A 25,586-nucleotide genomic window follows, 5' to 3' on the forward strand; every position below is an offset into this window, starting at 1 on the left:
TGCCGTCTGTCGGGGCCATCTGACTGTGAACCCCATCGCTACCGAGCCCTCGATGGACGTTTCGACAACCATCACAGCAGAAGACGATGTCGTCCTCAGCCACGACTCGATCGTCGGGGACAGCCCTACCACAAAGCGCGCACGGGGGAGATAGTGATTGAGATGAAGACACAATTGATTACCACCTGCTGACAGCGGGCCGATCACAGCCACGGAGCCTCAACGGCGACCTCAGCCGAAAGGACATTACCGGAGATACAGATGCCTCGATATTAAACGCTATTCGGTGACGAGTATATTAGTAGATACCCTTGGTCCGAATCTCCGCCTTTGAGGACCAGAGAGAACATATACCACCCCTCAAAAATTGAAAACAGACGGATGCACGATCTGACTGGGTTTCAGCGGGACATCTTGTTCGTAACTGCTGGGCTCGAGGAACCACACGGGCTCGCAATCAAGGCCGAACTCGACGACTACTACGAACAGGAGATCAATCATGGGCGGCTCTATCCGAACCTCGACGACCTCGTCGACAAAGGACTGCTCGAGAAGGGTGAACTCGACAAACGAACGAACGTGTACACGGTCACACAACGCGGGGTGCGGGAAATCAAGGCGCGACGTGAGTGGGAAAGCCAATATTTAGAGGACGTGAACGCACCCACGACGTCGTAGAACCAGGCAAGTAGAACTCAATATAAAAGCGGGACTGCTTTACCCACTTCCCACGAATACACAGTGAGATGGCTCGGCTCGTTTTCTATCACCACCCACAGGCCGAGAATTTCTCACTCAAATATAGTTCGGCATCGGTGGCAGAAATCCTGTCTCAGCGAGAGCAATCCGACGAGTCGACAAAGCTCATCGGGTACCCTTTCGAGACACCGGTCTATGTGCTCTACGAAAGCGATTCAGAGATCGAATCAGCCCAAGATATCGACTTCGATCAGGAATGGCTGAGCGACCGTATTCGTGACCTTCCCCGTCCTGGACAAGTTGTCACATTCCGATTAGTGGAATTGCTCGAAGCAGCTGTCGATGCTCGCGAAGAGGATGAGTTTCGACTCTACAAGGAGTTCGAACCACAAAAGATCCAGCAGGCACTCGATCACGTATCCTGGGAAGCACCACTCCCGAACGTCGCTGGAGAGGTGATGTCGAATTTAATTCTCCGACATTCCCTCCCGAATGCGAATCACCGAACTGGCATCGCGATGCTGCAGTTCTGTATTGAGAGTGTGGACCCGGATTTTGAGATGCCACGAACACACGTCGACGACGATACCTGGCGAGAGTGGGTCGACCCCTACATCGTCGATTCCAAGCGGCTCATCACGGTCCGCCGGAACAACCTCCGTTTCAAGCAACTCGAAGAGTTGGACGTCGACCTCGTCGAACGGAAAGACGGGATCCAAATCCGATTAGCCGAGTTCGAGCTGGATATGCACTGGAGAGAAGCCCTCTCAGAGTACGCTGAGCGGCACGAATCCCACTGTACGGACTTTGCGCACGCAGTTCTCGAACGAGCAGGACGGGACGATCTGCTCGACCGTCAAGGACCAACGAAACAAGAGTTCACCACGTATCTGGAGGACGGACTCGTCGAACGGGACTTCAGAGAAATGTTCTAATCAGTCGCGAAGCTCGGCGACTGACTGACCAACCTCACGGACGTGTTCACTTCGCTCGAGGTCGAGTTCCTCGGCGAGGTAGTCAACCGTCTCTTCGAGGCTCATACTAGAAAGAACTCCGTCTAACGGTATAAACCTAGTGCTGGCGCAGCAATGTAGCCCATCAGAGGAAGCGTCTGTGTATACCGAACTACGTACCCCTCGGGATAACTGTGGAATCGGTGACCGCATAGCGATATCCGCCAAAATTACGCAGTGTCACCATTTACTGTCCACCAACCGAACTCAATTGGAAGAAGCTCCGAAGCGATCGGGAGCGTTTCAGTCTGCAGGTTGAGCGTCAGTCGCTGGTTTCACACCTGGAATCTCGGGGATGGACAGGTCAACGCGGCGGAGCAGCTGGGCGTTGATCGCGACGATTACTGTACTCAACGACATCAGGAGCGCACCAACGGCGGGTGACAGCAAGATCCCGATCGGCGCAAGGACACCAGCTGCGAGCGGAATCGCGAAGACGTTGTAGCCGGCGGCCCAGACGATGTTCTCCTGCATCTTCCGGTAGCTCGCCTTGCTGAGCTTCACCAGCCGAACGACGTCCATCGGGTTGTTCTGGACGAGGATAACGTCGGCCGACTGGACTGCCACGTCGGTGCCGCTCCCGATCGCGATGCCGACGTCGGCCCGTGTCAGCGCCGGCGCGTCGTTGACGCCGTCGCCGACCATCCCCACGAGCTTCCCCTGATCCTGGAGCTCCTGGACTTTCTTGTCCTTGTCCTCGGGGAGGACCTCCGCGAACACCGTGTCGATGCCCAGTTCGTCCGCGACAGCGTTAGCAACGTCCTGAGAGTCGCCCGTCAACATCGCCACCTCGATATCGAGATCGTGGAGCGCGTCGACGACGGCGTAGCTTTCCTCGCGGATCACGTCAGCCATTGCGAAGGCTGCGATCAGCTCTCCGTCGCGAACGAGATACACCACTGTCTGTGCGTTCTCACCGGCCTCATCAGCGAAGTGCTGGAGATGATCGGGAATCTCGCTATCGAGCTGGGTCAACAGGTTCGGCCCGCCGACGTACACCTCGTTTCCGTCGACGTTCGCACGAACTCCTCGGCCTTTGATCGCCTCGAAGGCGGTCGCGTCAGGAGGAGTTACGGCTCGCTCGCCGGCGGCCTCACGGATCGCTCGGGCGATCATGTGTTCGGAGTCACTCTCGACGGCTGCCGCCAGCCCGAGCGCATCGTCCTCGTCGACGCCGTCAACGGTCGCCATGTCGACGACGCCGTGTTCGCCCTCGGTAAGCGTCCCTGTCTTGTCGAAGATGATGGCGTCTAGATTCCGTGCGTCCTCCATCGCGATGCGGTCGCGAACGAGCATCCCGTTGCGCGCCGCGAGGGAGGTGTTAATCGCGACGACCAGTGGGATAGCGAGCCCGAGGGCGTGTGGGCAGGCGATGACGAGCACCGTCACGACTCGTTCGATGACGGTCGCGCCGAACGAGACCGCGACCGTCCACGCAATCGCGGTCACGACTGCCGCCCCGAGCGCGACATAGAACAGCCAGCCGGCCGCGCGGTCGGCCAACACTTGCGTCTTGGACTTGCTCTGCTGGGCTTCCTCGACAAGTCGCATGATGCCCGCGAGCGTCGTCTCCTCGCCAGTCGCACCGACGCGCACCCGTAGACTCCCGTCGCCGTTGATCGTCCCGCCGATGACCTCGTCGCCGGGCTCCTTCGAGACCGGTTTCGACTCGCCAGTGATCATCGACTCCTCAACGTCCGAATCACCCTCTTCGACGATCCCGTCAGCAGGGACACTCGCGCCGGGCCGGACGAGCACGAGGTCGCCCTCGGTGAGTTCACTGACAGGAACCTCTTCGGTGTCGCCATCGGCGGTGATTCGCTCGGCGGTATCCGGCATCAGCTTCGCCAGTTCGTCCACCGCGCTGGAGGCCCGGCGTACGGACCGCATCTCGATCCAGTGCCCGAGCAGCATGATGTCGATCAGCGTCACGAGCTCCCAGAAGAACGCTGACTGCGTTGGGAAGACCACACTCGCAAGACTGTAGACGAACGCGACGGTGATCGCCATCGAGATCAGAGTCATCATCCCCGGCGACCGGTCTTTCAGCTCCGGGACTGCCATCTGGAGGAACGGCACCCCACCGTACGCGAAGACGATGACGGCGAAGACGGGGTTGATCCACTCGCTCCCCGGGAACGCGGGCACGGAGAACCCGAGCCACGCCTGTAGCATTTCGCTGTACAGCAGGACTGGGATCGACAGGAGCGTCGAGACGAAGAACCGCCGGCGGAACATTTGCTCGTGGCCCTCGTGCATCCCACCGTGCCCCTCACCGTGGCCCTCGTGGGAACCGTGATCGTGGTCTCCCTCGTGTCCAGCGTGCTCGTGCTGGTCGTGGGGCACCGTCTCGCTCTCCGCAGCAGGCTGCGCCTCTTCTTCCAGTAACTCCTGTTCTACCCGTTGCTCGTCTGACTGGGCGACCGCTTCATCGTGCTCGCTGTGTTCGTGCTGGTGACTGCTGTCGTCCTGCTGATGTTCCCCTCCCGGGGGATTCTCATTTGTATTGTTGTGGTCGTCCATAGATCATCGTCTCTGTTGAGGTGGAGTCGCTGGCATCCTGAATCTTCGCCCCCGAAACCGTACTGTAGGACCAACGTGGGCAACAACTCCGAAGGCAACTGTAGGCCGTTATCTCGAAGCAGTCCGCGCTATCCTCAGGCGTGAGCGGTGTAGCCTGCGTCTTCGATGGCCTCTACGAGAGCTGTGACATCTGCCTCACCCTCGACGCTCGCCTGGCCGCGTTCCCTATCGACGGTCGCGTCAGTCACGCCGGAGATCTCTTGGAGTGCTTCCTCAACTGTCTGCTCCCAGTGGCCGCACGACATGCCTTCCACGGTGATAGTTGTCGACACACAGGAAGACATACGGTTGCCTCTCTTTAGCGGATTTCCCCTTCGATCATACTGGTATCGTGGGGATCAAACTTTAGATTCAAAGTGAAGCTTGTGCCACAACGAACCAGATCTCGGGGTCGAGGAGTCTCAAGTATCGGTATGGCGATCCCTGTACGTCTTCGCCGCTAAAAAGACATATAGTGCGCCGATAGCCCGAATGCCCGAGCGGAATCGCTCGTTCCATTCTATCGACTCCGGTCGCTCGTACAGGAATGCGGTGGCAAATTTACGATACAGATCGGGAAACAGGAGCACGACAGCACCGAACACACCGGTCAGATTCATCAGCCACGCATACGCCCGGCCGTCAAAGAGGGAAATCGCAGCAATCAGAACACCCTCCGACCGGATTGCTGGACGAACCCACCCCCTCACCGTTCCCTCTCTTGGATTGGCAATCGCGAGGTTCTCGAAGAGGTCGACGATCTCGTCCGGGAACAGTGCAGTAACAGCGCCGAGAACACCCACGACTGTTCGAATCATACAGGATAGTACGACCGATGCGGATAAAATACTCACTACGAACCTTCACTATTGAGAACGACGGAGTCCCGAATATTCAGGGGTTCGGAGCATAGAGAGCATAGAGGATAGACAGCATCCCGGCTGCGGTGACGAGTGCTGCGACGAATCCCGCTTCGAAGATCGACACCTGGAGGACTTCGAAGAGGACGCCTTCGAGGAGACCGCCAAGCCCGACCAACGCGAAGCCGGCGGCGACATACAGGAGTAACTGCGTGTGATGTCGTTGGTACCCGCGATAGGCCTGATATGCGATGACCAGTGCTAACGCGGTCGTGAACAGTTTCCCGATGACGAATAACGTGTGTTCCATGAGTCAGTCTCCCCGCATCTCCTCGAAGATGGTCGTGATCCGGTCGGCGGGGTCCGGCCGGACGTCGATGCTGACATCGAATCCCTCGGCCTGCAGGAGGACTTCGACGCGTTCGAGGCGCGCCTCGTACTCGCTGTAGTGCCGTCCGCCGGGGTCAACGTGCGTATACTCCTCAAGGAAGCCCTGCTCAACGAGGCGCGTAACACGGCGCGAGACGGTTGGGCGTGACATGTCGCATTCCTCGCTGAGTTCGTTCGCTGACAGCCGGTCGGTCGTCGTCGCCACGAGGATGTCGCGAGCGTACTCGTCGTCGAGCGTGGCGAAGACCTCCGGCGGGTCGGGCTCCTCAGTCACACTCACCTACTCGCGACAGGAGCGTAATATAGCCCGCCGGTTTTCTGACTCAGAACGCCGGCTCGCCGTTATATCGTCTTCCCCGGCCTACTGATAGTTGAAGGTGCAATAATTATGTCCACACTCGACTCCGGCATGAACCAGCTCGAGAGCAAAGTCGGCGGCCTGACCGTCGGCGGGAAAGTCCACAGCCTCAGCGCGTGGTTCGTGCTCGCGCTCCGTCTCATGATGGGGTACGCGTTCGCGTACTCCGGGTTCACGAAGATCACCGGCGAATTCGCTGCCGGCGGCTACCTGTCGAACGTCGCGGCGACGAACGGCAACCCGCTCGCAGGCCTGTTCGCATGGATGGGGTCGACACCGTGGTTCGTCGAGTTCGCGAACGTCGCAGTCCCGTACGGTGAGCTGCTCATCGGCCTGGGCCTCCTGGTCGGCGCGTTCGTTCGCCTCGCGGCGTTCTTCGGCGCGCTCATGATGCTCATGTTCTACTTCGGGAACTGGGACATGGGCCACGGGTTCATCAATGGGGACTTCGCGTACATGCTCGTGTTCCTCGCGGTCGCCGCGTTCGCTGCGGGCCGCATCCTCGGGCTCGATCAGTACATCGAACAGTACGAGGTCGGCGGCGAGGCGCTCGTCGAGCGCTACCCCGCCCTCGAATACATCCTCGGCTAACCACGCCGAGCTTTTTAGGAGTACAATAATGCAAAATCCAATTCAAGCACGCGGGATCCGTTCGCTAGGACTCATCGTTATCGGAGCACTGACGCTAGCCGTCATCGTCGGAATGACGCTGACGCACGCTGCTGTTCCAGATACAGTGATGTGGGACTGGCACGACGGCATGTGGAATGATGGTCACATGGCCGGATGGGGAATATGGGGCTGGGGGATGATATTGATCGGTATGCTGTGGATGGCACTTCTGATCGCCCTCCCTGTCTACGTCGTCTATTGGCTGACAACGCGGTCGCCATCGGACAGCTCCACTGAGGATACCGCACTCGCTGTCCTTCAGGAGCGGTACGCTCGCGGCGAGATCGACGACGAGGAGTTCGAACGCCGGCGCGCTCGACTCACGCCTGACGGCGGCCGTTACTGACTGTTCTTCCGCTACTCGTCGACTCCCGTCTTCACGACGGTCGCTGGGCGGATCGTCAAACGAGGACGTAGTCGGTCACGCTTTCGAGCAAAGCCCGATATTCTTCCGGTCGGTGTTTCGTCCTGAGCACAAGTAGATTCATATCTTCGGCGTCAGCATACTGCACAATCGCCTCAGCCGGTCGGCGGGCCTCTGCTAGCGCGATGGCGTGAGATTCAGCCTCCTCAGAAGCAACGGCCCCGTCAGTCGAGAGCAATATCCCGTCGTACATTCCTCTTCACCCGGAGAGACTAACTCATAATAACCATCGCTCTTGGTTAGTGGCGTAGCTGGTAACACCTTTTGTAACTTCACAAAGTTTGGAGATAGTCGTCTCTCAGGGTTGGATAGTGGAGGATTCCTATGACGACCAACTGATGCCAAGCTATTTCCTGTAATGAATCGTACTCATTAACATGGGCACCAGGCCAACTGATCTCCGGATGGACATCGGACGGATTGCTGACGAGTCGGTCGCCCGTGTCGCACCTGACGCCACGGTTGCCGAGATCGCTCATACGATGATCTCCCAATCGCGGTGTGCCAGGTACGTGGTGGTCGAAGAATCCGATCAGATCTCTGGCATCATCACCGATCGAGACCTGATTGCTGACCTGCTCACCGAGGAGAGCGAGTTAAGCGTGCTCACAGCCGAGACGAGTGGAGACGACATACGAGCTGCTGACGTGATGACACCTGATCCACTCACTGTCCCAGCAGATGCTGAGATTCCAAAAGTCCTTAGACAAATGAACGAAGCGGGTGCTCGACACGTCCCGGTTGTTGAGGACGGGAGCGTTATCGGGATGATCACTCTGGACGATTTAATTACGCATGTTGCTGGCGAGAGCGCACACGTTTCAGCTCAGATGGATAACGTAGCAGGCATCATCCGAACAGAGTCTACGCACGATTGAAACGCTAGTTTGCTGACTCAAAGTTATTCGTATCGCTCATAGTTCTATGAAATCGCGGTTCCAGAAATAGACCCAGTTGAGAGAGATTATCGCGTGAGGAGCCTCCTAAGGACGTAGTGAAGGATGCCCCCGTGTTCGATATAGGTCACGGCGGCCGGCGTACCGACCTGTGCCGTGACCGGGAACTCGACAGTCGACCCATCCGCACGCTCGGCGATAACGGTCAGTTTGTCCATCACGTCGAGTCCGTCATCGAGGCCGTGGATCGTGAAAACCTCCGACCCATCCAAACCGAGAGACTCCCACGAGTCGCCATCATCGAACTGCAGGGGGAGTACACCCATGCCGACGAGGTTGTCGCGGTAGATGCGCTCGTAACTCTCGGCGATGGTTGCGCGAACACCGAGCAGGTCCGTCCCCTTCGCCGCCCAGTCCCGGCTGGAGCCGGTCCCGAACTCCTCGCCCGCCATCACGACGAGCGGGACTCCCTCTTCGCGGTAGCGCTGGCTGGCTTCGAAGACGGTCGTCTGCTCGTCGGTCGGGTGGTGGATCGTATAGCCACCCTCGACGTCGTCGAGCATCTCGTTCTCGATGCGGACGTTGGCGAACGTCCCCCGCATCATCACCTCGTGGTTGCCCCGACGCGCGCCGTACGTGTTGAACTCGTGTGGCTCGACACCGTGATCGAGCAGCCATTGACCCGCGGGGAGGTCGGGACCGAACGGGCCGGCTGGACTGATATGGTCGGTTGTAACGGTGTCCCCGAGCGTCAGCAGACAGCGTGCGTCCTCGATATCGGCGACGCCGGGTTTCTCGAGGGGGAAGTCCTGGAAGAACGGCGGTTCTCGGATGTATGTCGAGTCGTCGTCCCACTCGTAGACGTCACCACTTGGCGCGTCGAGAGCAGCCCACCGCTCGTCGCCCTCGAATACGGAGGCATACTTCTCCTCGAACATCTCGGGAGAGACGTTCTCGTGGATTGCTGCCTGCACGTCCGCTGTGTCGGGCCAGATGTCCGCCAGATACACCGGGTCACCTTCCTCGTCGGTGCCTAGCGGTTCGTTCTCGAGGTCGATGTCCATTCGGCCTGCGAGCCCGTAGGCGACGACGAGCGGCGGGCTCGCGAGGTAGTTTGCGCGGATCTTCGGGTGGATACGCGCTTCGAAGTTCCGGTTCCCGGAGAGGACGCTCGTCGTCCAGAGGTCGTGGTCGTCGATCGCCTGCTCGATGGGGTCGGGAAGCGGTCCGGCGTTACCGATGCAGGTGGTACAGCCGTAGCCGACGACGGCGTACCCGAGCTCTTCGAGATACGGAAGCAGCCCAGATTCTTCGAGATACTGCGTGACGACGCGGCTACCCGGTGCGAGGCTCGTCTTGACGTACGGCGGGACGTCCAACCCTTTCTCGACGGCGTTCTGGGCGAGCAGTCCAGCAGCGATCATCACCGACGGGTTCGACGTGTTCGTACAGCTCGTGATGGCGCTGACGAGGACATCTCCGTGTCCAATTTCGACCGTTTCACCGTCGAGATCGACTTCGACGCGTTTGGTTAACGGGTACAATTCCGATTCGGGTTCGACCTGAACGCCGCCGTCGGACCGGTGGTTCGACGAGGCATCGGTCGCTCCGCTCTCGATACCGCCGTCGGTCTCCGCACCAGCTGCACCACCCTCACCGAGCCACCGTTGCAAGGCGTCCTCGTCGACATCGTCGAGGTCGTCCTCGAACTCCCCGTGGAGAAGTCCCCGGAAGCTTTGTTTCACGTCTCCCATCGGAATCCGGTCCTGTGGCCGCTTGTGGCCGGCCAGACTCGGTTCGACAGTCGAGAGGTCGAACTCGACGACCTCGGTGTATTCCGGTTCCTGTTCTCCGAACAGCCCTTGCGCTTCGAGGTACTCGCGAACGAGGTCGACGTGGTCGGGGTCACGCCCGGTGAGTTCGAGATACTCGAGCGTCTGCTCGTCGACCGGGAACATACTGATCGTCGAGCCCTGTTCGGGCGCCATATTGGCGATCGTTGCCCGGTCGGGCACGGTGAGGTTCTGTACACCGGGGCCGAAGAACTCCACGAACCGGTCGACGACGCCGACCTCGCGGAGCCGTTCGGTAATGTGGAGCACGAGATCTGTCGCCGTCGCGCCTTCGGGTAATGTGCCTTCGAGACGGACGCCGACGACCTCGGGGAGTTTCATCGTGACCGGCTGACCGAGCATTGCCGCTTCCGCTTCGATGCCGCCGACGCCCCACCCGACCACACCGATGCCACCGATCATCGGGGTGTGGCTGTCCGTGCCGACGAGCGTGTCCGGCAGGAGCCAGTTCTCGCCGTTTTGCTCGCGGGCGTGGACGACCCGACCCAGATGCTCGAGATTCACCTGATGGACAATGCCCGTGCCCGGTGGGACGACGTTGAAGTTCTCGAAGGCGTTCTGCGCCCACTTGATCGCGCGATACCTTTCGGCGTTTCGCTCGTACTCCAGTTCGACGTTCTTCTCGTAGGCGTCCTCGGAGTCGAAGTAGTCGACCTGGACGCTGTGGTCGATTACGAGATCAATCGGAATCTCCGGTTCGACCAGGGTCGGGTCCCGTTCTTTGCGGTCGACTTCGGATCGAAGGGCCGCCAGGTCGACGACTGCGGGCACACCGGTGAGATCCTGCAGGACGACTCGTGATGGAGAGAACGGAACCTCCGCGTCCGGTACGTCTGGCTCCCAGCCAGCAGCATTCCTGACGTCCGCCGCAGTGACAGTTTCGCCGTCGGCGTTCCGGAGCACTGACTCGAGAAGGATACGGATACTCACCGGGAGCGTATCGAGGTCACAGAGCCCCCGTTCTTCGAGTGCTCGAAGATCGGCCATCTTGTACGTCGTCCCGTCGACGTCGAGCTCGCGGACGGCATCGAACGGAAGTGTATCAGTCATAGTATCTACACCTAGGATTGGCAGTCGTATCAACCTCTCCCCGAATCCGATTCGACGAGAATCGAGATTTGTTACACAGAGGCATCGTATCCAGCGTCTTCGACCGCAGTCACGAGTTTGTCCGGTTCAACGGACCCCTCCACGGTCGCGGATTCTGCGTCGCGATCCGCAGTAGCGGAAGTAACCCCCTCAACTTCTTCGAGTGCCTCTTCGACGCTCTGCTCGCAATGTTCACAGGTCATCCCTTCGACGATGATTGTCTGAGTCATATCCATTCGTAGATAGGGGCGAGTATTCTATGTGGTTTTCTGCTTGGAATCCAATGTCATCGCAGTCCAAGATCACCGATTTCGAAGGTATATCGTGGACAACAATAATGTATCCTGCGAGACGAAGCGGTCGTATGCGCAATCTGGACGAAACCGACTTGGAAATCCTCTCGTTACTCGCCGATGACGCCCGCCGCCCGTTCAGCGACATCGGCGAGGAGGTCGGCCTGTCGGGGCCAGCCGTTTCCGACCGGGTCAAGCGATTACAGGAAGCTGGCATCATCAACAACTTCACGATTGATGTCAACCGGGCCCATCTCCGGGCTGGCGTTCCGGTATTTATCCAGGCCGAAATCGGCTCAGCATCGCTGGAGACCGCCTGCAATCAAGTTCGGGAATCCGATGGCGTTGAACACGTTTTCACGACCTCAGAAGGGGATCTTTGGTTCTATGCCCGTGTCGAAGCCCAGAACGTTCGTCAGTGGGTAGATGGGCTCTTCAACGAGGTCGATGTAGCGGATTACACCGTCACGCTAATCGACGAGATCGAATGGACGCCGTCCGTCGATGGCGTCGAATTTGCCCTCACCTGTGCCGAATGTAACAACACCGTCGATAACGAGGGTGAGACGACGCGAATCGACGGCGAGATCTATCACTTCTGTTGTCCATCCTGTCTCGCGCGGTTCGAAGACCGGTATCAGCGACTCGAAGAGGGAGCATAACGCGCTCTTTGGAATCCAAAATTTTCACCGGTCGAGAACCCACCCCTCGAAGCAGCAAATCGCCTAAACCTAGACCCCGTATAGTAGACTAAGTATGACAAGCCAGACAATCCATCTCGATATCACGGGGATGTCCTGTGCCAACTGTTCGGCGACGATCCAGGACACTCTCGAATCCCTCGACGGGGTGTCGGAGGCAGACGCGAATTTCGCCACCGACGAGGGCTCCGTCACCTACGATCCCGACGAGGTATCGCTCAAAGAAATCTACGAGGCGATCGACGAAGCTGGCTATGGTGCCGTCTCGGAGACGGTGACGATCACTATCTCCGATATGACGTGTGCCAACTGCGCCGAGACAAACGAAACAGCCCTCGAGGAGACAGCAGGCGTCATCAACGCCGAGGTCAACTACGCGACCGACGAGGCACAAGTCACCTACAATCCAGCAGAGGTGTCGCTCGATGCGCTGTACGATGCCATAGAGGACGCTGGCTATTCGCCCGTTCGCGAAGAGGATTCCGACGAGGACTCGGGCCAAGACGCACGTGATGCTGCCCGGCAGGCCGAGATCCGGAAACAGCTCCGGCTCACCCTGTTCGGCGCGGTGCTGTCCGCCCCCTTGCTGTTCTTCCTCGTCGAGAAGTTCTTCCTCGGGGGCGGACTCATCCCCGAGAGCGTTTTTGGTATTGAGTTCGGCTGGGTTGAGTTCCTGCTGGCGACGCCCGTCCAGGCCGTGCTTGGCTGGCCGTTCTACAAGAACTCCTACAAGGCGATCGTAAAGAACGGCCGCGCCAACATGGACGTGCTCATCGCGCTGGGTTCGACCACCGCGTATGTCTACTCCGTGGCCGTCCTCTCCGGGCTGATCGCGGGCGGACTGTACTTCGACACGGCCGCGCTCATCCTCGTGTTCATCACGCTCGGCAACTACCTCGAAGCCCGCTCGAAAGGGCAGGCCGGCGAGGCGCTCCGCAAACTGCTGGAGATGGAGGCCGAGACGGCAACTGTCGTCGACGAGGACGGCAACGAGGAAGAGATTCCGCTCGAGGACGTCGACGTCGGCGACCGGATGAAGGTCCGGCCCGGCGAACAGATTCCGACCGACGGCGTGGTCGTCGATGGACAGTCCGCGGTCGACGAGTCGATGGTCACCGGCGAGTCCGTCCCCGTCGAGAAAGGGGAAGGTGACGAGGTTGTCGGGTCCACCATCAACGAGAACGGCGTGCTCGTCGTCGAGGCCACGAAGATTGGAGAAGACACCGCCCTCCAGCAGATCGTCCAGACCGTCAAGGAGGCACAGTCCCGCCAGCCCGAGATCCAGAACCTCGCTGACCGTATCTCCGCGTACTTCGTCCCTGCTGTCATCGCGAACGCGCTCCTGTGGGGCGTTGTCTGGTTCCTGTTCCCCGAGGCGCTGGCTGGCTTCGTCGACTGGCTCCCGCTGTGGGGGCAAGTCGCCGGCGGCCCCGCCCCCGCCGGCGGGACGGTCACCGTCTTCGAATTCGCGATCATCGTGTTCGCGTCGGCCGTCCTGATCGCCTGCCCCTGTGCACTCGGACTGGCGACGCCTGCCGCGACGATGGTCGGCACGACTATCGGCGCGCAGAACGGCGTCCTGTTCAAGGGCGGCGACATCCTCGAACGCGCGAAGGACGTCGACACGGTCGTCTTCGACAAGACGGGCACGCTCACCGAGGGTGAGATGGAGCTGACCGACGTCGTCGCCTTCGATACCAACGGCGATCCGGTTGCCGATGGTGGCGGGCCAGCGGCGGACGGTGGCCAGTTGACCGCTCGTGAACAGCTCTCCGAGGACGACGTGCTTCGGCTCGCCGCAACGGCCGAGAGCGGCAGTGAACACCCGCTCGCTCGCGCTATCGTCGAGGGCGCGGAAGAGCGCGGCCTCGACGTGACTGAGCCCGACGACTTCGAGAATGTCCCCGGCCACGGAATCCGGGCGACGGTCGGCGACAGCGAAGTGCTGGTCGGCAACCGGAAGCTGATGCGGGATAACGGTATCGACCCGTCACCGGCCGCTGAGACGATGGAGCGACTGGAAAACGAAGGGAAGACGGCGATGCTCGTCGCCTACGAGGGCGAGCTCGTGGGCGTCGTCGCCGACGCCGACACGGTCAAAGAGAGCGCGAAGGACGCAGTGAGCGCGCTTCAGGAGCGCGGCGTCGACGTGATGATGATTACGGGTGACAACGAGCGGACCGCCCGTGCCGTCGCCGAACAGGTCGGTATCGATCCGGGGAACGTCCGCGCAGAGGTCCTTCCCGAGGACAAGTCCAACGCCGTCGACAGTATTCAGGACGAGGGCCGGCAGGCGATGATGGTCGGCGATGGCGTTAACGACGCGCCGGCGCTCGCAGTCGCACACGTCGGGACAGCCATCGGCTCCGGCACGGATGTCGCGATCGAGGCGGCGGACGTGACGCTGATGCGCGACGACCCGCTGGACGTCGTGAAGGCCATCCGCATCTCGGACGCGACACTCCAGAAGATCAAGCAGAACCTCGTGTGGGCGCTGGGCTACAACACGGCGATGATTCCGCTGGCGTCGCTCGGCCTCCTGCAGCCGGTGCTCGCTGCGGCGGCAATGGCGTTCTCGTCGGTCTCGGTGCTGACGAACAGCCTGCTGTTCCGGCGGTACACTCCGGACCACGACTACAAGCTCCTCGGATTCCTTCGCTGAACACCACCTCCGTATCAATGTCGAATATTTCCCGGCAAACAGTTCGGAGGTACCTCGTCGAGACTGCCGGTAGCGAACCGACTTACCTCCGGGCTTGCGAGATCGCCGGCGACCTTGACGGGTCTCCGAAGGCCGTTGCACAGTACCTCAGCCAACTTCAGGACGAACTCACGAACGTCTCACTCGAACAGTGGGGGCGGTCGAAGAGTACGACGTGGCGATTGGAGGTGCGCGAGTTGTGAGTACCGTCACGCGACGCGTCGAGACCGCCCTCCCGGAGACCGGTTCACGTGAGTGGTGGGTGCTGTACCTGTTGGCCCCGCTCGTGCTTGTCGGCGCGGGCCTCCTTGCATTCCCGACGGTGGTCTACGACCGGTTCATCTGGCAGTATCTCTGGGGACCAGTCGTGGCCGACGCGGCCAGCCAGCCAGTCACGCACGAAGGAATTCGTGGGGTCCGGGGCTACAACGCGGTGAATACGGTGAGCTACCTCGCAGCGGTCGTATACAGTCTCCCTGGACTACGAGTGTATCTCGACCAGCTCGACGTCACGTTCGACGCACGACTCGCCTACGGATTTGCTCCGATCATTATCGCCGGCGGGGCAATGCGCGCCCTCGAGGATATCAGCCTGCTCGGCGACTACGCGGTGTGGTTCATCACGCCATCGATTTACTTCGTCGTCACCGCTGTCACCGTCCTCGCGCTCGGCGTCGGCGCACTCGCACGTGATCGGAATATCGGTTCTATCCCGCTAACAGTCGGGCTTGTCGGATCGGTCTGGGCTGTCGGTGCCGTCGGGTGGGCAGTTTGGCACGGCCTCTCGACGTCGACCCCACTCCGCCTGTGGGTTCCTGTCGCGACGACGGGAATTGCTCTCAGCGTGACAGCGCTCTACTACTGGGGCGCGAGTTTCGTCGATGTCCCACACCTCCGACACCCGCTGATCCTGCTGGCCGTCTTTGGGCAGCTGTGGGACGCAGCACAGAATCTCATCGGTGTGACGTTCCTCGGTTTCTCCCCAAAAATGGTCATCACGAATGTCGTATACGAAGCGACCGGCTTCTCCGGATCGACATTCGTCCTCAAATTCCTCGTGACTCTCGGCATCGTGTGGTATCTCGCTGATGCGAAAGACGAGATGAATCACACCTGGTGGTGGCTTATGACGTTCTTCATCGGGGCAATCGGACTCCCGATGGGCGTTCGCGGGTCACTTCGGATGCTGCTGGGGGCCTAACAGTAGGCTCAATAATTGGGATCCGGGTGAATAGTCTCCGAGATGAGGACTTGAAACTGTTATCGCGGGCAGTTCCCCATAGCACTCCATTTCGAAAAACTAGTTTCCTGCTCGGAACTGAAAGTCACCCCCCGTCGTACCCGAATCCGTCCTCAATACGCAGGAAAGGTCGACGTACATTAGGTTCCCCCAAGCCAAGTTGGGAATATATGAAACGGACTGTAACTCGTCGCGGACTACTACGGGCCGGTGCGACGACAGTCGTACTCGGAACCGCCGGCTGTTTGGGATCATCGAGTGAGGACGAGTGGGACATCGAGGGAACGCTGGCAGTGACGAACGCTCAGCAATACAGTTCACCAGGCTGTAGCTGTTGTGGACGATATGCGTCGTATCTCCGGGACCATCTCGACACGACGCTCGGGGAAACCGAAACCGAGGACGTAACGGATCTCAAGCGCCAACACGGTATCCCATCGGATCTACAGAGCTGTCACACACTCGTCCTCGACGAGTACGTCGTCGAAGGACACGTCCCTGTCGAGATTATCGCGACGATGCTCGATGAAGTGCCGGCAATAGACGGCATCGCGTTGCCCGGTATGCCGGCCGGATCGCCCGGGATGGGCGGGACGAAATCCGACACATTCACCGTCTACAAACTCGGCAGCGGGAAGACAGGTGACGTGTACACCGAAATCTGAGCAGAGAACACCTGGTCAAGATACTTTGGGACGGCAGTCGACACCCTGAACGATGATTCGACGACTCCTCCACGACCTCGGGTATGTGCTCGCGTACGTACTTTTCCTCGGCGCGAATACGCCGGAGTCGGTCGTCACTCGTCTTCGCGTTGCGTATCGTCTTGTCGGTGTCCGGATCGTTGAGACGCCACAGGTCGATTCCGTCGAACGGACGATCTTCCTGTGTCCGTACCGAAATCTGGGAACTACGTGGTTCGGGGAGAAGTGGATCTGTCACGACATCCTTGACCGCGTCGACGACGGCTACGTGACGTATCTCCGACGGCACAAAGGAATCGACTACCAGCGCCCTCGTTGGTGTGCCGACCTCGCGTACTGCGACGAATCCGAGTACTGCTATTCGGAGGTTTCCGACCTCGAGTAAGTGACTGATGGATCAAAGTACTCTCCACGAGCGCATCACCGACCAGTTCTCCTACCGTGGCGAGCGAGCTGATATCTGGCGGGGCTTCGATCTCCTGCTTGACACTGACGAGTTCCTCAACCTCGGCTACTCGGAGTGGTACCAGCCACATATTGTCGGTTCGAGTCAGCGCCGCCTCGTCACGGAAGTCGGCTCGAGGATCGCGTCGTATCTACCTACAACGGACGGAGTGCGACTCCTTGATGTCGGCTGCGGTCGGGGTGGTCCAGCACTCCGTCTCGCCGATCGGTTCGGCTTCCACGTCACTGGTGTCGACCTCGTTCTGTACAACATCCAAATGGCGACCGAGAACGCACGCGGGACCCACCTCAATGCCGAGTTCGTCATCGGTGACGCGACTCAACTCCCGTTCAAGAGGGACGCGTTTACCGCGTGTACGGCGATCGATGCGCTCGTATACCTCCCCGACCGGAATCGCGTTTTTGCTACGGTTGCGGATACTCTCGGATCCGAGGGAGTTCTCGTAATCTCCGATCTCGTGATGCAATCCGACGCGACTGAAACGGAGCGGAGAGCGGTCGATTCATTTGCGGACGCGTGGGACATGCCGTCGTTAGGTACTGTTGAAGGATACAAAGCCGCTCTCGACGATGCGGGCTTCGAGCTCAAAGCGGTCGAAGATATCACGAAACACAGCGTCGGACGCTTCCGAAAGTGGACGACGTTGTATCTCCAGCTACTCACCAGCCCGCTCCAGGCCCTCATTGAACGACTGTTACGCGCGTATGATCTCGATCCAACAGCGATTACCGAACAGGTAAGGGAGGCTCACCACGCGCTGCCGTTCCTGCGACACGTTCTCTTCGTTGCGAAACGAGAGGCCACGTGACTGCTACTCGCACAGCGCGAGGAAGAATCGAATCATCACGTCGACGCTTGAGCGTCCGCCGAACTGGGTTGACCTGTGAGACCTTCACCGCCCGTGATTATCGTGTAGTGGATTGTGACTCATAGATTTAGAATTGGTTCGGGCTCCAGTATTTATATAGGGCACAGACAGGAATCGGTTGGTATACTCGAACGATAGTTCGGTATTGTGAGGTACTAATCATTGATTCTGGGGTCGGACAAGCCAAACCGTACAGTACGGCTCGAATCCCTATGTATTCCGACTTTGGATTACTAAGAGCAAATTGCTTGGTTCAGGCCCTCGTACCTATGATGTGGGGTGAAACCGGAATGGCAACTGACCCAGTCTGTGGAATGGACGTCGATAAAAGTGATGCGGCGGCCACGGCTGAGTACGACGGACAGACGTACTACTTCTGTGCCGAAGGTTGTAAGGAGACGTTCACCTCGGCACCGGAAGACTACGTCTAACCGTCACAGCCACTGAGGCATCCCACACCTGCGTCGTAGCTCCCCCCACACCCACCCCAGTTCCCCCGATCACCTTACCCCCCATTCCGCCTTTCGATGACCCAACCAGAAATTGACGACACGGATCGCGAAATTCTCCGTCTCTTAGCGGAGAACGCGAGACAGCCATACAGCACTATTGCTGAGGCAGTAAATCTTTCAGCCCCGTCCGTTTCAGCACGGGTCCGTCAGCTTGAGCAAGAAGATGTCATTCGTCGATTCACCGTAGATCTCGACCTCACACAGTACGAAAACCGGATACGCGTCATGGTACGCCTCCAGCCTGAACTCGGAAAGACTGACTCTCTTCGGGAATCGATCCTCGAGACCCCATCCGTAGAACACGTATTCACAACTGCGGAGGGCGAGATCGTGGCTGTTGCGACGCCGCCGCGGGCGACGGTCGGAAACTGGGCGCAGCAAAGTCTACCTCTGAATGACGTGCGGCGTTACGATGTGCAACTGCTATCGAGCGCTGCGCACTCAGCGTATGCCGAGGGGGCTGAATCCGCACTCAAATGTGTAAATTGCGGATCCTCCGTCGGCGAAGACGGACTAGCTACCCGTGTCGGTGGTTCACTCCGGCAGTTTTGCAGTGACAGCTGTGAAACAGCATATAGGGAACAGTACACAGAAAGCCAAGAGAAATCTGATGCTTAGAGTCTAGCATTAGCCGTGTACTCATTTCCTGATTGCTCACGGGTTTGCTGCTAATAGTTTGGATTTGAAACAGTAATCGCAGTGAATTAGGAGTGTGTGTATACACCTATGGAAGCGTCCACAACTACCACAGGTGAAGCTACAAGCAGCAAGGTACTCGTCCGTGCTAATGAGATTGAAAAAACGTACGGATCAAGGCTTCCATTTAAGCGGTCAGTGACCGTCCTGACCGGTGCCGATCTCGAAATTCGGACGGGGGAAATCGTCGGAATCGTCGGCGCGAACGGATCGGGCAAATCCACGCTCATGAACATCCTCGTCGGCGTCCTTGAGCAGGATGCCGGAACAGTCGAACGGACGGGAACCGTTGGCTGGTGTCCGCAAGACCCACTACTTTACGACCGCTTGACGGTCGGAGAGACGTTCCGACTGTTCGGTGCCGGATACGGAATGACCGCCGAAGAAATCGACGAGGCCAAACACCGCTTGGCGTCAAAACTCGATTTCGAGCAGTACCTTGACTACCGAATCGACCAACTCAGCGGTGGTAACCGGCAGAAAATCAATCTCAGTATCGCCCTGATGCACGACCCGGACGTCCTCATGCTGGACGAGCCCTACACCGGATTCGACTGGGAGACGTATCTCACGTTCTGGGATCTCGCCGAGGAACTCGCTGCCGACGGAACAGCCGTCACGATGATTTCACATCTGATCGAGGAGCAAAGTCGTCTCGACCGCATTTACGAGGTTCGTGACGGCCAGGTCTACGATGTGACTGACCAAGAAGGCGAGACTGATACAACGGCCGGTGAACGGGGGGAGGAGACCGATGAATAGGGTTCGAACGGGGATCCGGGCGAACGTCTCCACATTCCTCAGAACCCCTCTGAATGTTGTCCTGGCACTCCTCCTCCCGGTCGTCGTTATCGAAGGCTGGGGGCAAGCGATGGCAGGGTTGCCGACCATGCCAACGGTCGAGGCGATTCCGATCGAGCTAGGTCGCCTTCTCGGCGCGATATTCGGGGTCGCCATCATCGCCGGCCTGATGGGACTCGCCCAGATGATTAGTGCGCGTGCGGCCGATCGGCGACTCGTTCAGACAGGTTATCCACCCCGAACACTGCTTGCGACTCGATTAGCGACGCTCGGCGGAGTCACCGTCGTCGTGGCTGCCGTAAACTACGGCGTTCTCTTGCTGACGATTTCACCGGAAGCCCCTGTCCTGACGTTCGTATTCCTCGTCCTTGCCGGCCTCGTCTATGCGTTTCTCGGCGCGCTCGTCGGGGCACTCCTTCCGCGACTGTTCGAAGGCTCGCTCGTCGTGGTGTTCCTCGCGATGATGGATGCGTTCCTCAGTGGCGACAGCCCGCTGGCCGCCGATGTTCCCGAGTTCGTGGAGTACTTCCCGCTCTATCAGCCGAAGGAACTCCTTCAGGAGGCGATGTTCCAAGGGACATATACGACGGGTGACCTCGGCTTCGTCGCCGGATACCTGCTAGTCCTGCTCGTGCTCGTCACCGCAGTGTTCGGAGTGACGATGCGCACCAGTGGTGGGTGGTCCGCATGAACCGTACGACAACGGCGTTCTCGATCGGCATCAAAGAACAGGCACGAAACTACGTCCTCGTCGCTCTACTGGTCGTTTTACCGGTCTCGTTCATCACGTTGGCGTTCGCAGTCACCCAGGACGTCGAGATGCCGGTTCGGACGCTCGTCGACGGTGAGACGGTGACGGTGATGCGGGGGATGCCTGAGGTCCACGGCGTGATCATGACGCCGATTACGAGCGCCCTCATCGCTGGACTCGCCGGGTTGTTCCTGATGCGAGAAGCCAAGGACACGGACGGTCGTCTGGCAGTCGCCGGCTATCGTGCACGACAGGTAATCGCTGCCCGGTTTGGGGTCCTCGCAGCAATCACGCTCATCGTCACCGGCGTCTCAGTCGGTGTAATGCTCATCGATTTCCAGCCTGAGCATCTCTGGTGGTTCGTCGCAGCGATGCTCGTCATCTCGGTCACGTATGGTCTCATCGGGATGCTCGTGGGGGCTGTCCTCGACCGCCTAGCCGGGATGTGGCTAATGCTGATTCTCCCGATGCTCGATATCGGACTCTTCCAGGATCCGCTATTCATCCAGTCCGAGCCCGACTGGTGGATGAAACTATTCCCCGGCTATTGGCCCGTCCGTGTGATGGTCGATACTGGACTCACAACGGACGTAGATACGGCCCTCTCGTTGGTGTGGGCTACTGGATACCTCCTCCTCGTGGCCGTCCTCACAATCGGCGTATACTACCGAGCCACACGGGCGAAGTGATCGCAGGCGAAATGACTGATATAGAGTAGGGCCAGTACCACAGGGTCGGTCGGAAATAGAAGAAGTGCATGATGTCGAGAACTCCCAATCCGCAAATCGTTTGACTCCGATCAGTTCTCCCCCTCGGTGGGAATTAATCGGAGACGTCTTCATCGGATGCGTCCAGTCGCTCGCGGCGACGTCTATATTCCTCCTCGTCAATTTCACCTCTGGCATAGCGATTCTGAAGCACCTCTTTAGCTGAGTGGTCAGTACTCGACTGAAGGGAACTTCGATTTCCGAGCCAGTAGAGTGTCCCGCCGAGAATGCCCAGCATTCCGAGCGCCCCACCAACGACTGGAAGCCCCCCAACTCCCCCTCCGTTACGACCGTTCATCATCCCGTGGCCGCCCGATCCCATCATTCCACCCCCAGTATTTCCGCTCCCACCGCTGTTCGAGCCGTAGGCGATTGCTCCCTCCTCAAGAATTGCCTCACTGGATGGAACTTCGCCATTCGGAATCGGACTCTCCTCCGCTGGCCCGCCAGAACTTCCAACAACGATCCGTCCGACCATCCCAAGCGACTTGTGTGGGATACAGTAGTAATCATACGTTCCTGGCGTTTCGAACGTGTGTTCGAAGCTCCCCTCCGAGATCGTACCACTATCGAAGGTAGAAGCGCCGGCCGGAATACGATCCGAGTACGCCGTGGCGGAATGTGCGCCGGCTGCAAGTTCAAACCGAACGGTTGTCCCGGGATCGACTCGCAAACCGATTGGGTCGAAGTAATTATTTCCCATCTCCACGACGGGTGTCTCCTGTGCGTTCGCTGACTGAGTGAAGCCCGTGCTGGCGACTGCGCCAGCACTGACAAGTCCTAAGAATTGACGTCGGTTGTGGTGTGTCATGATGACTGAATCATTCTGAAGTGGTTAGCTAGGTGTGATACCGGTGGAAGACCCCGCACGTAATCCAATACGTGCTTGTCGTTTACCCCCATTACTACTCGCAATCATATGCTGTGTCGGGGGTTGTCTCTTTGATTCGAAGGATATGTACTGACGATTGTTTGGCTTCGATACCTCGATTCGATGAGGAGGTGTTCAAACAGGTGAATCCGGGTTTAAGGGATAGTCAGCCAGACTGTTCGAGTCTCTCTCGGCGGGCTTCGAACTCTTCATCAGTGAGGTCGCCACGAGCGTATGCCGTGCGGAGTTCCTCCAATGCGGGATCCTGAGACGTATGCGTTTCGCTCGTGCGCTGGAAGACGAGGTAGCCACCGCCGAGAAGGAAGAGGAGAAAGATGAGCGGGACGAGCATCCCGACCAACGGCCACCACCCACCAGCACCGCCATATCCCATCATCCCGCCGGAACCCATCATGCCACCGAATCCCATTCCCATCGTGAGCATCGGGAGAACGATGATCGCCCCGAGGACGAGGAGGACGATAGTCGTGGTGTCGAGTTGATTCGACGAAGACATCGTTACACCTCCTCTGACACGGTTCCCAGCTCGTCTGAGACCGTTGCGATGACGCGCTCGAATCGTTCGTGCACGTCGACCGCGATCTCGTCGAGATTATTATTCTCCGTGATACCCACCAGTTGCTGTGGGTCGACGGCACTCACGACGACGTCTCCATCATCTGTCTCGTAGACGATGACGTTACACGGAAGCAGGGCGCCCAATTCTGGCTCTTCGGCGAGCCCCTCGTGGGCGAGTGGCGGGTTACACGCCCCGAGAATACGGTATTGGTCGACATCGACATCGAGTTTCTCCTTCAGAGTCGTTCTGATGTCGATGTCACAGAGGACACCGAATCCTTCGTCTTTGAGTGCGGCGATCGTCGTGTCGACGACATCGTCGAACTCGCCGGTTACTGCTGTCTGTATTGTATAGTTCATGAATTACATACCCCGTCTACGGGGTTAACGGGTGGGTGCCGCAACGGTGGGCGTTGGGAGTGAAATGTATCAGCTGGAACAGCAACGGATCCGGTCATCCGGTACGTTCCAGCTGTTTTCGCCGTCGATCGAATTCGTCGTCCGAAAGTTCACCGCGGGCGTAGCGCTCACGGAGAACCGACAGCGACTGTTCCTCGTTCCCGCCAGAGCCTCGGTTGAGGAGCGCATTAACGACGTAGAGCGGGACGGCGATGAGGAGCGCCATCCAGAGGAGCCCCCAGAGCCCCATCACCCCGCCGAAGAGGCCCCAGCCGCCGCCCATCATGCCGCCGCCGTAGCTGCCACCACCGTGGGCAGCAGCTGTTTCAGTCGCCGTGACCAGCAGCGGGACAGCGAGAATCGCGAGTCGCCGAGCAGTGCGTCCGATGTCAGTGGTGGGTTGTGTCATTGTTGTGGACTAGTGAATGTGGTATTCGGTAGCAGCGGTCGAAACGGTCAGGGGCGTCAGCAGTGACCCTGTCCGTTCATCCCGCCGTTGTAGTCGTCGTCAGCCATGTCCTGAGCCATCTCGTCGACGGTCACACCCATATGCGACTCCATCTCCTCGACGGCACCGGGACCCATGTGTTCGGTCATCTGTGTCTCCATCCAGCCCGCCCAGTCGTCGGCGGTAGCATTGTCAGTGGGCGCGTCGTCAGCAGTCGTGTCGTTGCCGTGGGCGCTGACCACGGGAGCGGCGAACGCGAGCCCGACGATCGCGAGCGCCACGAGCAGCCATCGTCCGAGGTTTCGGTTGGTCATTGTCTTTCTCCTCACGTAGTCGTACGGTGGGTTCGGAGTTATCTTCGTGGGTGTAAATTCAGACATTAGACCGTTCGAGAACGTCTATAACGCTATCTAAACGTTTTCTACCGACGGGATCGTTCATACCTGCCGAATTCGAGGGGATCGGAGAAATGATGAGGGTAAAGCAGATCCGTCGAGACTGATCACCTTATTGCGACGAACCAGACAACAACCGCAGGTTCAGGCGGCGAGGGAGGTTCGAGTATTGCTGACCACAAATGAAATAGATCAGTTCGCTCGGAGCTGGTGATACTGCCTCACGAGTAGCTGGCGATGGTAGAGGATCCCAACAGCCACGAGGAACAGAACAGTCGCGATCTCATAGCCATACGCACCAAGCAATAGCATCGTTGAAGAACCACTCAGCCCACCTGCAAGTAGTACGGCGAACAACGGGCTAACGCAGGCAGGGCACGCCACGATCCCGACGATTCCTCCGATTGCTGACTGCGAGAAATCAAGCAAGGCATCGTAGACGAGATACGCCAGCGCGAACAGGCCCACCGCTTGGTAAGGAATAAGCGACACCGTGATTAGGTCATCTGTATAGAGGAAGACCGGACTCCATCCCAAAGATCGACCCCACGTTATTCCGAAGCCGCTTGGTCCAGTGAGCTGCCCGAAATGAGAGGTGCTCGGTCCAAGTAGCCCTGAAAAATAAAACATCACGATGAGGTATAGAGCAACGACAAGTGCGGCACCAAGACGATACACTCGACGTGTCGTCGTAGGATGAGTGTGCCAGATCACCCAGACTGAGGCGGTGAACCAAATGAACGGAAGGACGAAATGGGTCCACCGACTCCCCATATCCCCTGTGAAATAAGCGTACACCAGCCCGGCGATCAACTGTGCGGCGAGGAGAAGGTTGAGCAACGTGCTTGACTTAAGAAGTCGGCTAGTGTGATCGGCTTCAAGTATTGCTTGTGACATGATAGGGCAGCGTTTGTATGGAATTCTATGTCTGTTGGTTCTGTAGGTCCTCACTCGGATACACGCGATAGGTTCGACCCTGTCGTTCCCGATACAGCAGGCCGCGCTCCTCGAGTGAATTCACGGTCTGGCTCACCTTGCTCTTCGAGAAATCGGACCGATCCCGGAGTTCGATTTGCGTGATTCCGGGGGAGTTCAGGACGGGTTCAAGGACACGTCGTTCATCATCCGGTAAGAGATCGAGAACCCGCCCCTGTGGGTCCGATTCAGGATTGATAGACGTCGCCGGCGTAGCTTCATCGTTCACCGACGTAGGCGGTGCCTCCGATGTCTGATCGGAATCGATGGACTCCGCTGTGTCGGCCTCTTCCGAATCGGTAAGTTCTCCCCGGATCGCGTAATAGGAGCCACCAATAACGCCTGCGACCAGCAGGGTGCCAACCACGTACCAGAGCGGGTCTGGGCCGTGCATCGTCCCCATAGATGAATCCATCATTGACCCCATCGATTGCTCGATAGCCCGACGCTGTTGATAGGCCCGCCAGCTGAGTGCGCCGCCAGCCAGGAGGACGAACCCGAGAAGCACACCGACGACAGTATCTGCTCGACGGTGATTCATATGACGGCCCCGAGTTGCGAGATGTGACTATTCATACCGTCTATTTGAGCGCATGAGGTGTG

32 protein-coding genes are annotated in these 25,586 nt (G+C 58.8%); 17 read left to right on the top strand and 15 right to left on the bottom strand.

Features of this window, described 5'->3' with window-relative positions:
• The first annotated feature begins 381 nt into the window (after positions 1-381).
• Both GRX01_RS18000 and GRX01_RS18005 read left to right on the top strand, forming a co-directional pair.
• Complete coding sequence (locus GRX01_RS18000) at positions 382-678, top strand: PadR family transcriptional regulator (protein ID WP_159671039.1); 297 nt, start codon at positions 382-384, stop codon at positions 676-678.
• 68 nt (positions 679-746) lie between these two features.
• Positions 747-1,634, top strand: coding sequence for a hypothetical protein (locus tag GRX01_RS18005; RefSeq protein WP_159671042.1), 888 nt, complete (start codon positions 747-749; stop codon positions 1,632-1,634).
• Between the two features lie 321 nt (positions 1,635-1,955).
• Here the strand turns inward: GRX01_RS18005 and GRX01_RS18010 are convergent, their stop codons facing one another.
• The 5 genes from GRX01_RS18010 to GRX01_RS18030 form a co-directional block, all read right to left on the bottom strand.
• Positions 1,956-4,235: a copper-translocating P-type ATPase gene (locus tag GRX01_RS18010; protein ID WP_159671045.1), complete on the bottom strand. Its 2,280-nt coding sequence runs from the start codon at positions 4,233-4,235 to the stop codon at positions 1,956-1,958.
• Positions 4,236-4,369: 134 nt separating this feature from the next.
• The gene (locus GRX01_RS18015) at positions 4,370-4,567 is read right to left on the bottom strand and encodes a heavy-metal-associated domain-containing protein (protein ID WP_321168197.1); all 198 of its coding nucleotides are present in this window, start codon (positions 4,565-4,567) and stop codon (positions 4,370-4,372) included.
• A gap of 129 nt (positions 4,568-4,696) precedes the next feature.
• A complete protein-coding gene (locus GRX01_RS18020; RefSeq protein ID WP_159671051.1) occupies positions 4,697-5,092 on the bottom strand; it encodes a hypothetical protein in 396 nt (131 codons plus the stop codon).
• 76 nt (positions 5,093-5,168) lie between these two features.
• Positions 5,169-5,444, bottom strand: a complete 276-nt coding sequence (locus GRX01_RS18025) for a DUF7521 family protein (protein ID WP_159671054.1) — start codon at positions 5,442-5,444, stop codon at positions 5,169-5,171.
• A gap of 3 nt (positions 5,445-5,447) precedes the next feature.
• Positions 5,448-5,798, bottom strand: coding sequence for an ArsR/SmtB family transcription factor (locus GRX01_RS18030; protein WP_321168198.1), 351 nt, complete (start codon positions 5,796-5,798; stop codon positions 5,448-5,450).
• 114 nt (positions 5,799-5,912) lie between these two features.
• Between GRX01_RS18030 and GRX01_RS18035 the strand changes: the two genes are divergently transcribed.
• Both GRX01_RS18035 and GRX01_RS18040 read left to right on the top strand, forming a co-directional pair.
• Positions 5,913-6,473 carry a DoxX family membrane protein gene (locus tag GRX01_RS18035; RefSeq protein WP_159671057.1) on the top strand — a complete coding sequence of 187 codons (561 nt, stop codon included), beginning with the start codon at positions 5,913-5,915 and terminating at the stop codon, positions 6,471-6,473.
• Positions 6,474-6,585: 112 nt separating this feature from the next.
• Positions 6,586-6,900, top strand: a complete 315-nt coding sequence (locus tag GRX01_RS18040; RefSeq protein ID WP_201289651.1) for an SHOCT domain-containing protein — start codon at positions 6,586-6,588, stop codon at positions 6,898-6,900.
• Positions 6,901-6,955: 55 nt separating this feature from the next.
• Here the strand turns inward: GRX01_RS18040 and GRX01_RS18045 are convergent, their stop codons facing one another.
• Positions 6,956-7,171, bottom strand: coding sequence for a universal stress protein (locus GRX01_RS18045; RefSeq protein ID WP_233741115.1), 216 nt, complete (start codon positions 7,169-7,171; stop codon positions 6,956-6,958).
• Positions 7,172-7,355: 184 nt separating this feature from the next.
• Between GRX01_RS18045 and GRX01_RS18050 the strand changes: the two genes are divergently transcribed.
• Entirely contained in the window at positions 7,356-7,856 is a 501-nt protein-coding gene (locus tag GRX01_RS18050; RefSeq protein WP_159671077.1) for a CBS domain-containing protein, read from the top strand.
• 86 nt (positions 7,857-7,942) lie between these two features.
• On the opposite strand, the gene GRX01_RS18055 is transcribed toward GRX01_RS18050, so the two are convergent.
• The gene (locus GRX01_RS18055) at positions 7,943-10,777 is read right to left on the bottom strand and encodes an aconitate hydratase (RefSeq protein ID WP_159671080.1); all 2,835 of its coding nucleotides are present in this window, start codon (positions 10,775-10,777) and stop codon (positions 7,943-7,945) included.
• Positions 10,778-10,848: 71 nt separating this feature from the next.
• Positions 10,849-11,046: a heavy-metal-associated domain-containing protein gene (locus GRX01_RS18060; protein WP_159671083.1), complete on the bottom strand. Its 198-nt coding sequence runs from the start codon at positions 11,044-11,046 to the stop codon at positions 10,849-10,851.
• Between the two features lie 134 nt (positions 11,047-11,180).
• On the opposite strand from GRX01_RS18060, the gene GRX01_RS18065 reads away from it, so the two are divergent.
• The 12 genes from GRX01_RS18065 to GRX01_RS18115 all read left to right on the top strand — a co-directional run bounded on the left by GRX01_RS18065 (position 11,181) and on the right by GRX01_RS18115 (position 21,238).
• Positions 11,181-11,771 carry an AsnC family transcriptional regulator gene (locus GRX01_RS18065; RefSeq protein ID WP_159671086.1) on the top strand — a complete coding sequence of 197 codons (591 nt, stop codon included), beginning with the start codon at positions 11,181-11,183 and terminating at the stop codon, positions 11,769-11,771.
• A gap of 94 nt (positions 11,772-11,865) precedes the next feature.
• Entirely contained in the window at positions 11,866-14,472 is a 2,607-nt protein-coding gene (locus tag GRX01_RS18070) for a heavy metal translocating P-type ATPase (RefSeq protein WP_159671089.1), read from the top strand.
• Positions 14,473-14,489: 17 nt separating this feature from the next.
• Entirely contained in the window at positions 14,490-14,714 is a 225-nt protein-coding gene (locus GRX01_RS19735; protein ID WP_449271458.1) for a DUF7123 family protein, read from the top strand.
• Positions 14,711-15,712, top strand: coding sequence for a DUF63 family protein (locus GRX01_RS18075; RefSeq protein WP_321168199.1), 1,002 nt, complete (start codon positions 14,711-14,713; stop codon positions 15,710-15,712). The genes GRX01_RS19735 and GRX01_RS18075 overlap by 4 nt, the downstream gene beginning before the upstream one ends.
• Positions 15,713-15,921: 209 nt before the next feature.
• Positions 15,922-16,416: a DUF411 domain-containing protein gene (locus tag GRX01_RS18080; RefSeq protein ID WP_159671092.1), complete on the top strand. Its 495-nt coding sequence runs from the start codon at positions 15,922-15,924 to the stop codon at positions 16,414-16,416.
• A gap of 52 nt (positions 16,417-16,468) precedes the next feature.
• On the top strand, positions 16,469-16,840 hold the full coding sequence (locus tag GRX01_RS18085) for a hypothetical protein (protein WP_159671095.1): 372 nt from the start codon (positions 16,469-16,471) through the stop codon (positions 16,838-16,840).
• 7 nt (positions 16,841-16,847) lie between these two features.
• Positions 16,848-17,729, top strand: coding sequence for a class I SAM-dependent methyltransferase (locus tag GRX01_RS18090; RefSeq protein WP_159671098.1), 882 nt, complete (start codon positions 16,848-16,850; stop codon positions 17,727-17,729).
• A 350-nt stretch (positions 17,730-18,079) separates the two neighbouring features.
• Positions 18,080-18,220 (top strand): YHS domain-containing protein, encoded by a 141-nt coding sequence (locus tag GRX01_RS18095; protein ID WP_159671101.1) that lies wholly within the window; start codon positions 18,080-18,082, stop codon positions 18,218-18,220.
• Positions 18,221-18,316: 96 nt separating this feature from the next.
• Complete coding sequence (locus GRX01_RS18100) at positions 18,317-18,919, top strand: AsnC family transcriptional regulator (protein WP_159671104.1); 603 nt, start codon at positions 18,317-18,319, stop codon at positions 18,917-18,919.
• A gap of 216 nt (positions 18,920-19,135) precedes the next feature.
• Positions 19,136-19,759, top strand: coding sequence for an ATP-binding cassette domain-containing protein (locus tag GRX01_RS18105; protein WP_321168200.1), 624 nt, complete (start codon positions 19,136-19,138; stop codon positions 19,757-19,759).
• On the top strand, positions 19,752-20,489 hold the full coding sequence (locus tag GRX01_RS18110) for an ABC transporter permease (protein WP_159671110.1): 738 nt from the start codon (positions 19,752-19,754) through the stop codon (positions 20,487-20,489). The genes GRX01_RS18105 and GRX01_RS18110 overlap by 8 nt, the downstream gene beginning before the upstream one ends.
• On the top strand, positions 20,486-21,238 hold the full coding sequence (locus GRX01_RS18115; protein WP_159671113.1) for an ABC transporter permease: 753 nt from the start codon (positions 20,486-20,488) through the stop codon (positions 21,236-21,238). The genes GRX01_RS18110 and GRX01_RS18115 overlap by 4 nt, the downstream gene beginning before the upstream one ends.
• A 133-nt stretch (positions 21,239-21,371) precedes the next feature.
• On the opposite strand, the gene GRX01_RS18120 is transcribed toward GRX01_RS18115, so the two are convergent.
• From GRX01_RS18120 to GRX01_RS18150, 7 genes are all read right to left on the bottom strand, one after another.
• Positions 21,372-22,127 carry a plastocyanin/azurin family copper-binding protein gene (locus GRX01_RS18120; protein ID WP_159671116.1) on the bottom strand — a complete coding sequence of 252 codons (756 nt, stop codon included), beginning with the start codon at positions 22,125-22,127 and terminating at the stop codon, positions 21,372-21,374.
• Between the two features lie 226 nt (positions 22,128-22,353).
• The gene (locus GRX01_RS18125; RefSeq protein ID WP_159671118.1) at positions 22,354-22,704 is read right to left on the bottom strand and encodes an SHOCT domain-containing protein; all 351 of its coding nucleotides are present in this window, start codon (positions 22,702-22,704) and stop codon (positions 22,354-22,356) included.
• A gap of 2 nt (positions 22,705-22,706) precedes the next feature.
• Positions 22,707-23,126, bottom strand: a complete 420-nt coding sequence (locus GRX01_RS18130) for a DUF302 domain-containing protein (protein ID WP_159671121.1) — start codon at positions 23,124-23,126, stop codon at positions 22,707-22,709.
• A 94-nt stretch (positions 23,127-23,220) separates the two neighbouring features.
• The gene (locus tag GRX01_RS18135) at positions 23,221-23,574 is read right to left on the bottom strand and encodes an SHOCT domain-containing protein (protein ID WP_159671123.1); all 354 of its coding nucleotides are present in this window, start codon (positions 23,572-23,574) and stop codon (positions 23,221-23,223) included.
• 56 nt (positions 23,575-23,630) lie between these two features.
• A complete protein-coding gene (locus GRX01_RS18140; RefSeq protein WP_159671126.1) occupies positions 23,631-23,927 on the bottom strand; it encodes a hypothetical protein in 297 nt (98 codons plus the stop codon).
• 273 nt (positions 23,928-24,200) lie between these two features.
• Positions 24,201-24,905, bottom strand: a complete 705-nt coding sequence (locus GRX01_RS18145; RefSeq protein WP_159671128.1) for a DUF7546 family protein — start codon at positions 24,903-24,905, stop codon at positions 24,201-24,203.
• 25 nt (positions 24,906-24,930) lie between these two features.
• The gene (locus tag GRX01_RS18150) at positions 24,931-25,524 is read right to left on the bottom strand and encodes a helix-turn-helix transcriptional regulator (RefSeq protein WP_159671131.1); all 594 of its coding nucleotides are present in this window, start codon (positions 25,522-25,524) and stop codon (positions 24,931-24,933) included.
• Between the last annotated feature and the right edge of the window lie 62 nt (positions 25,525-25,586).

This window comes from Halobaculum saliterrae (assembly GCF_009831625.1).
Lineage (GTDB): Archaea > Halobacteriota > Halobacteria > Halobacteriales > Haloferacaceae > Halobaculum > Halobaculum saliterrae.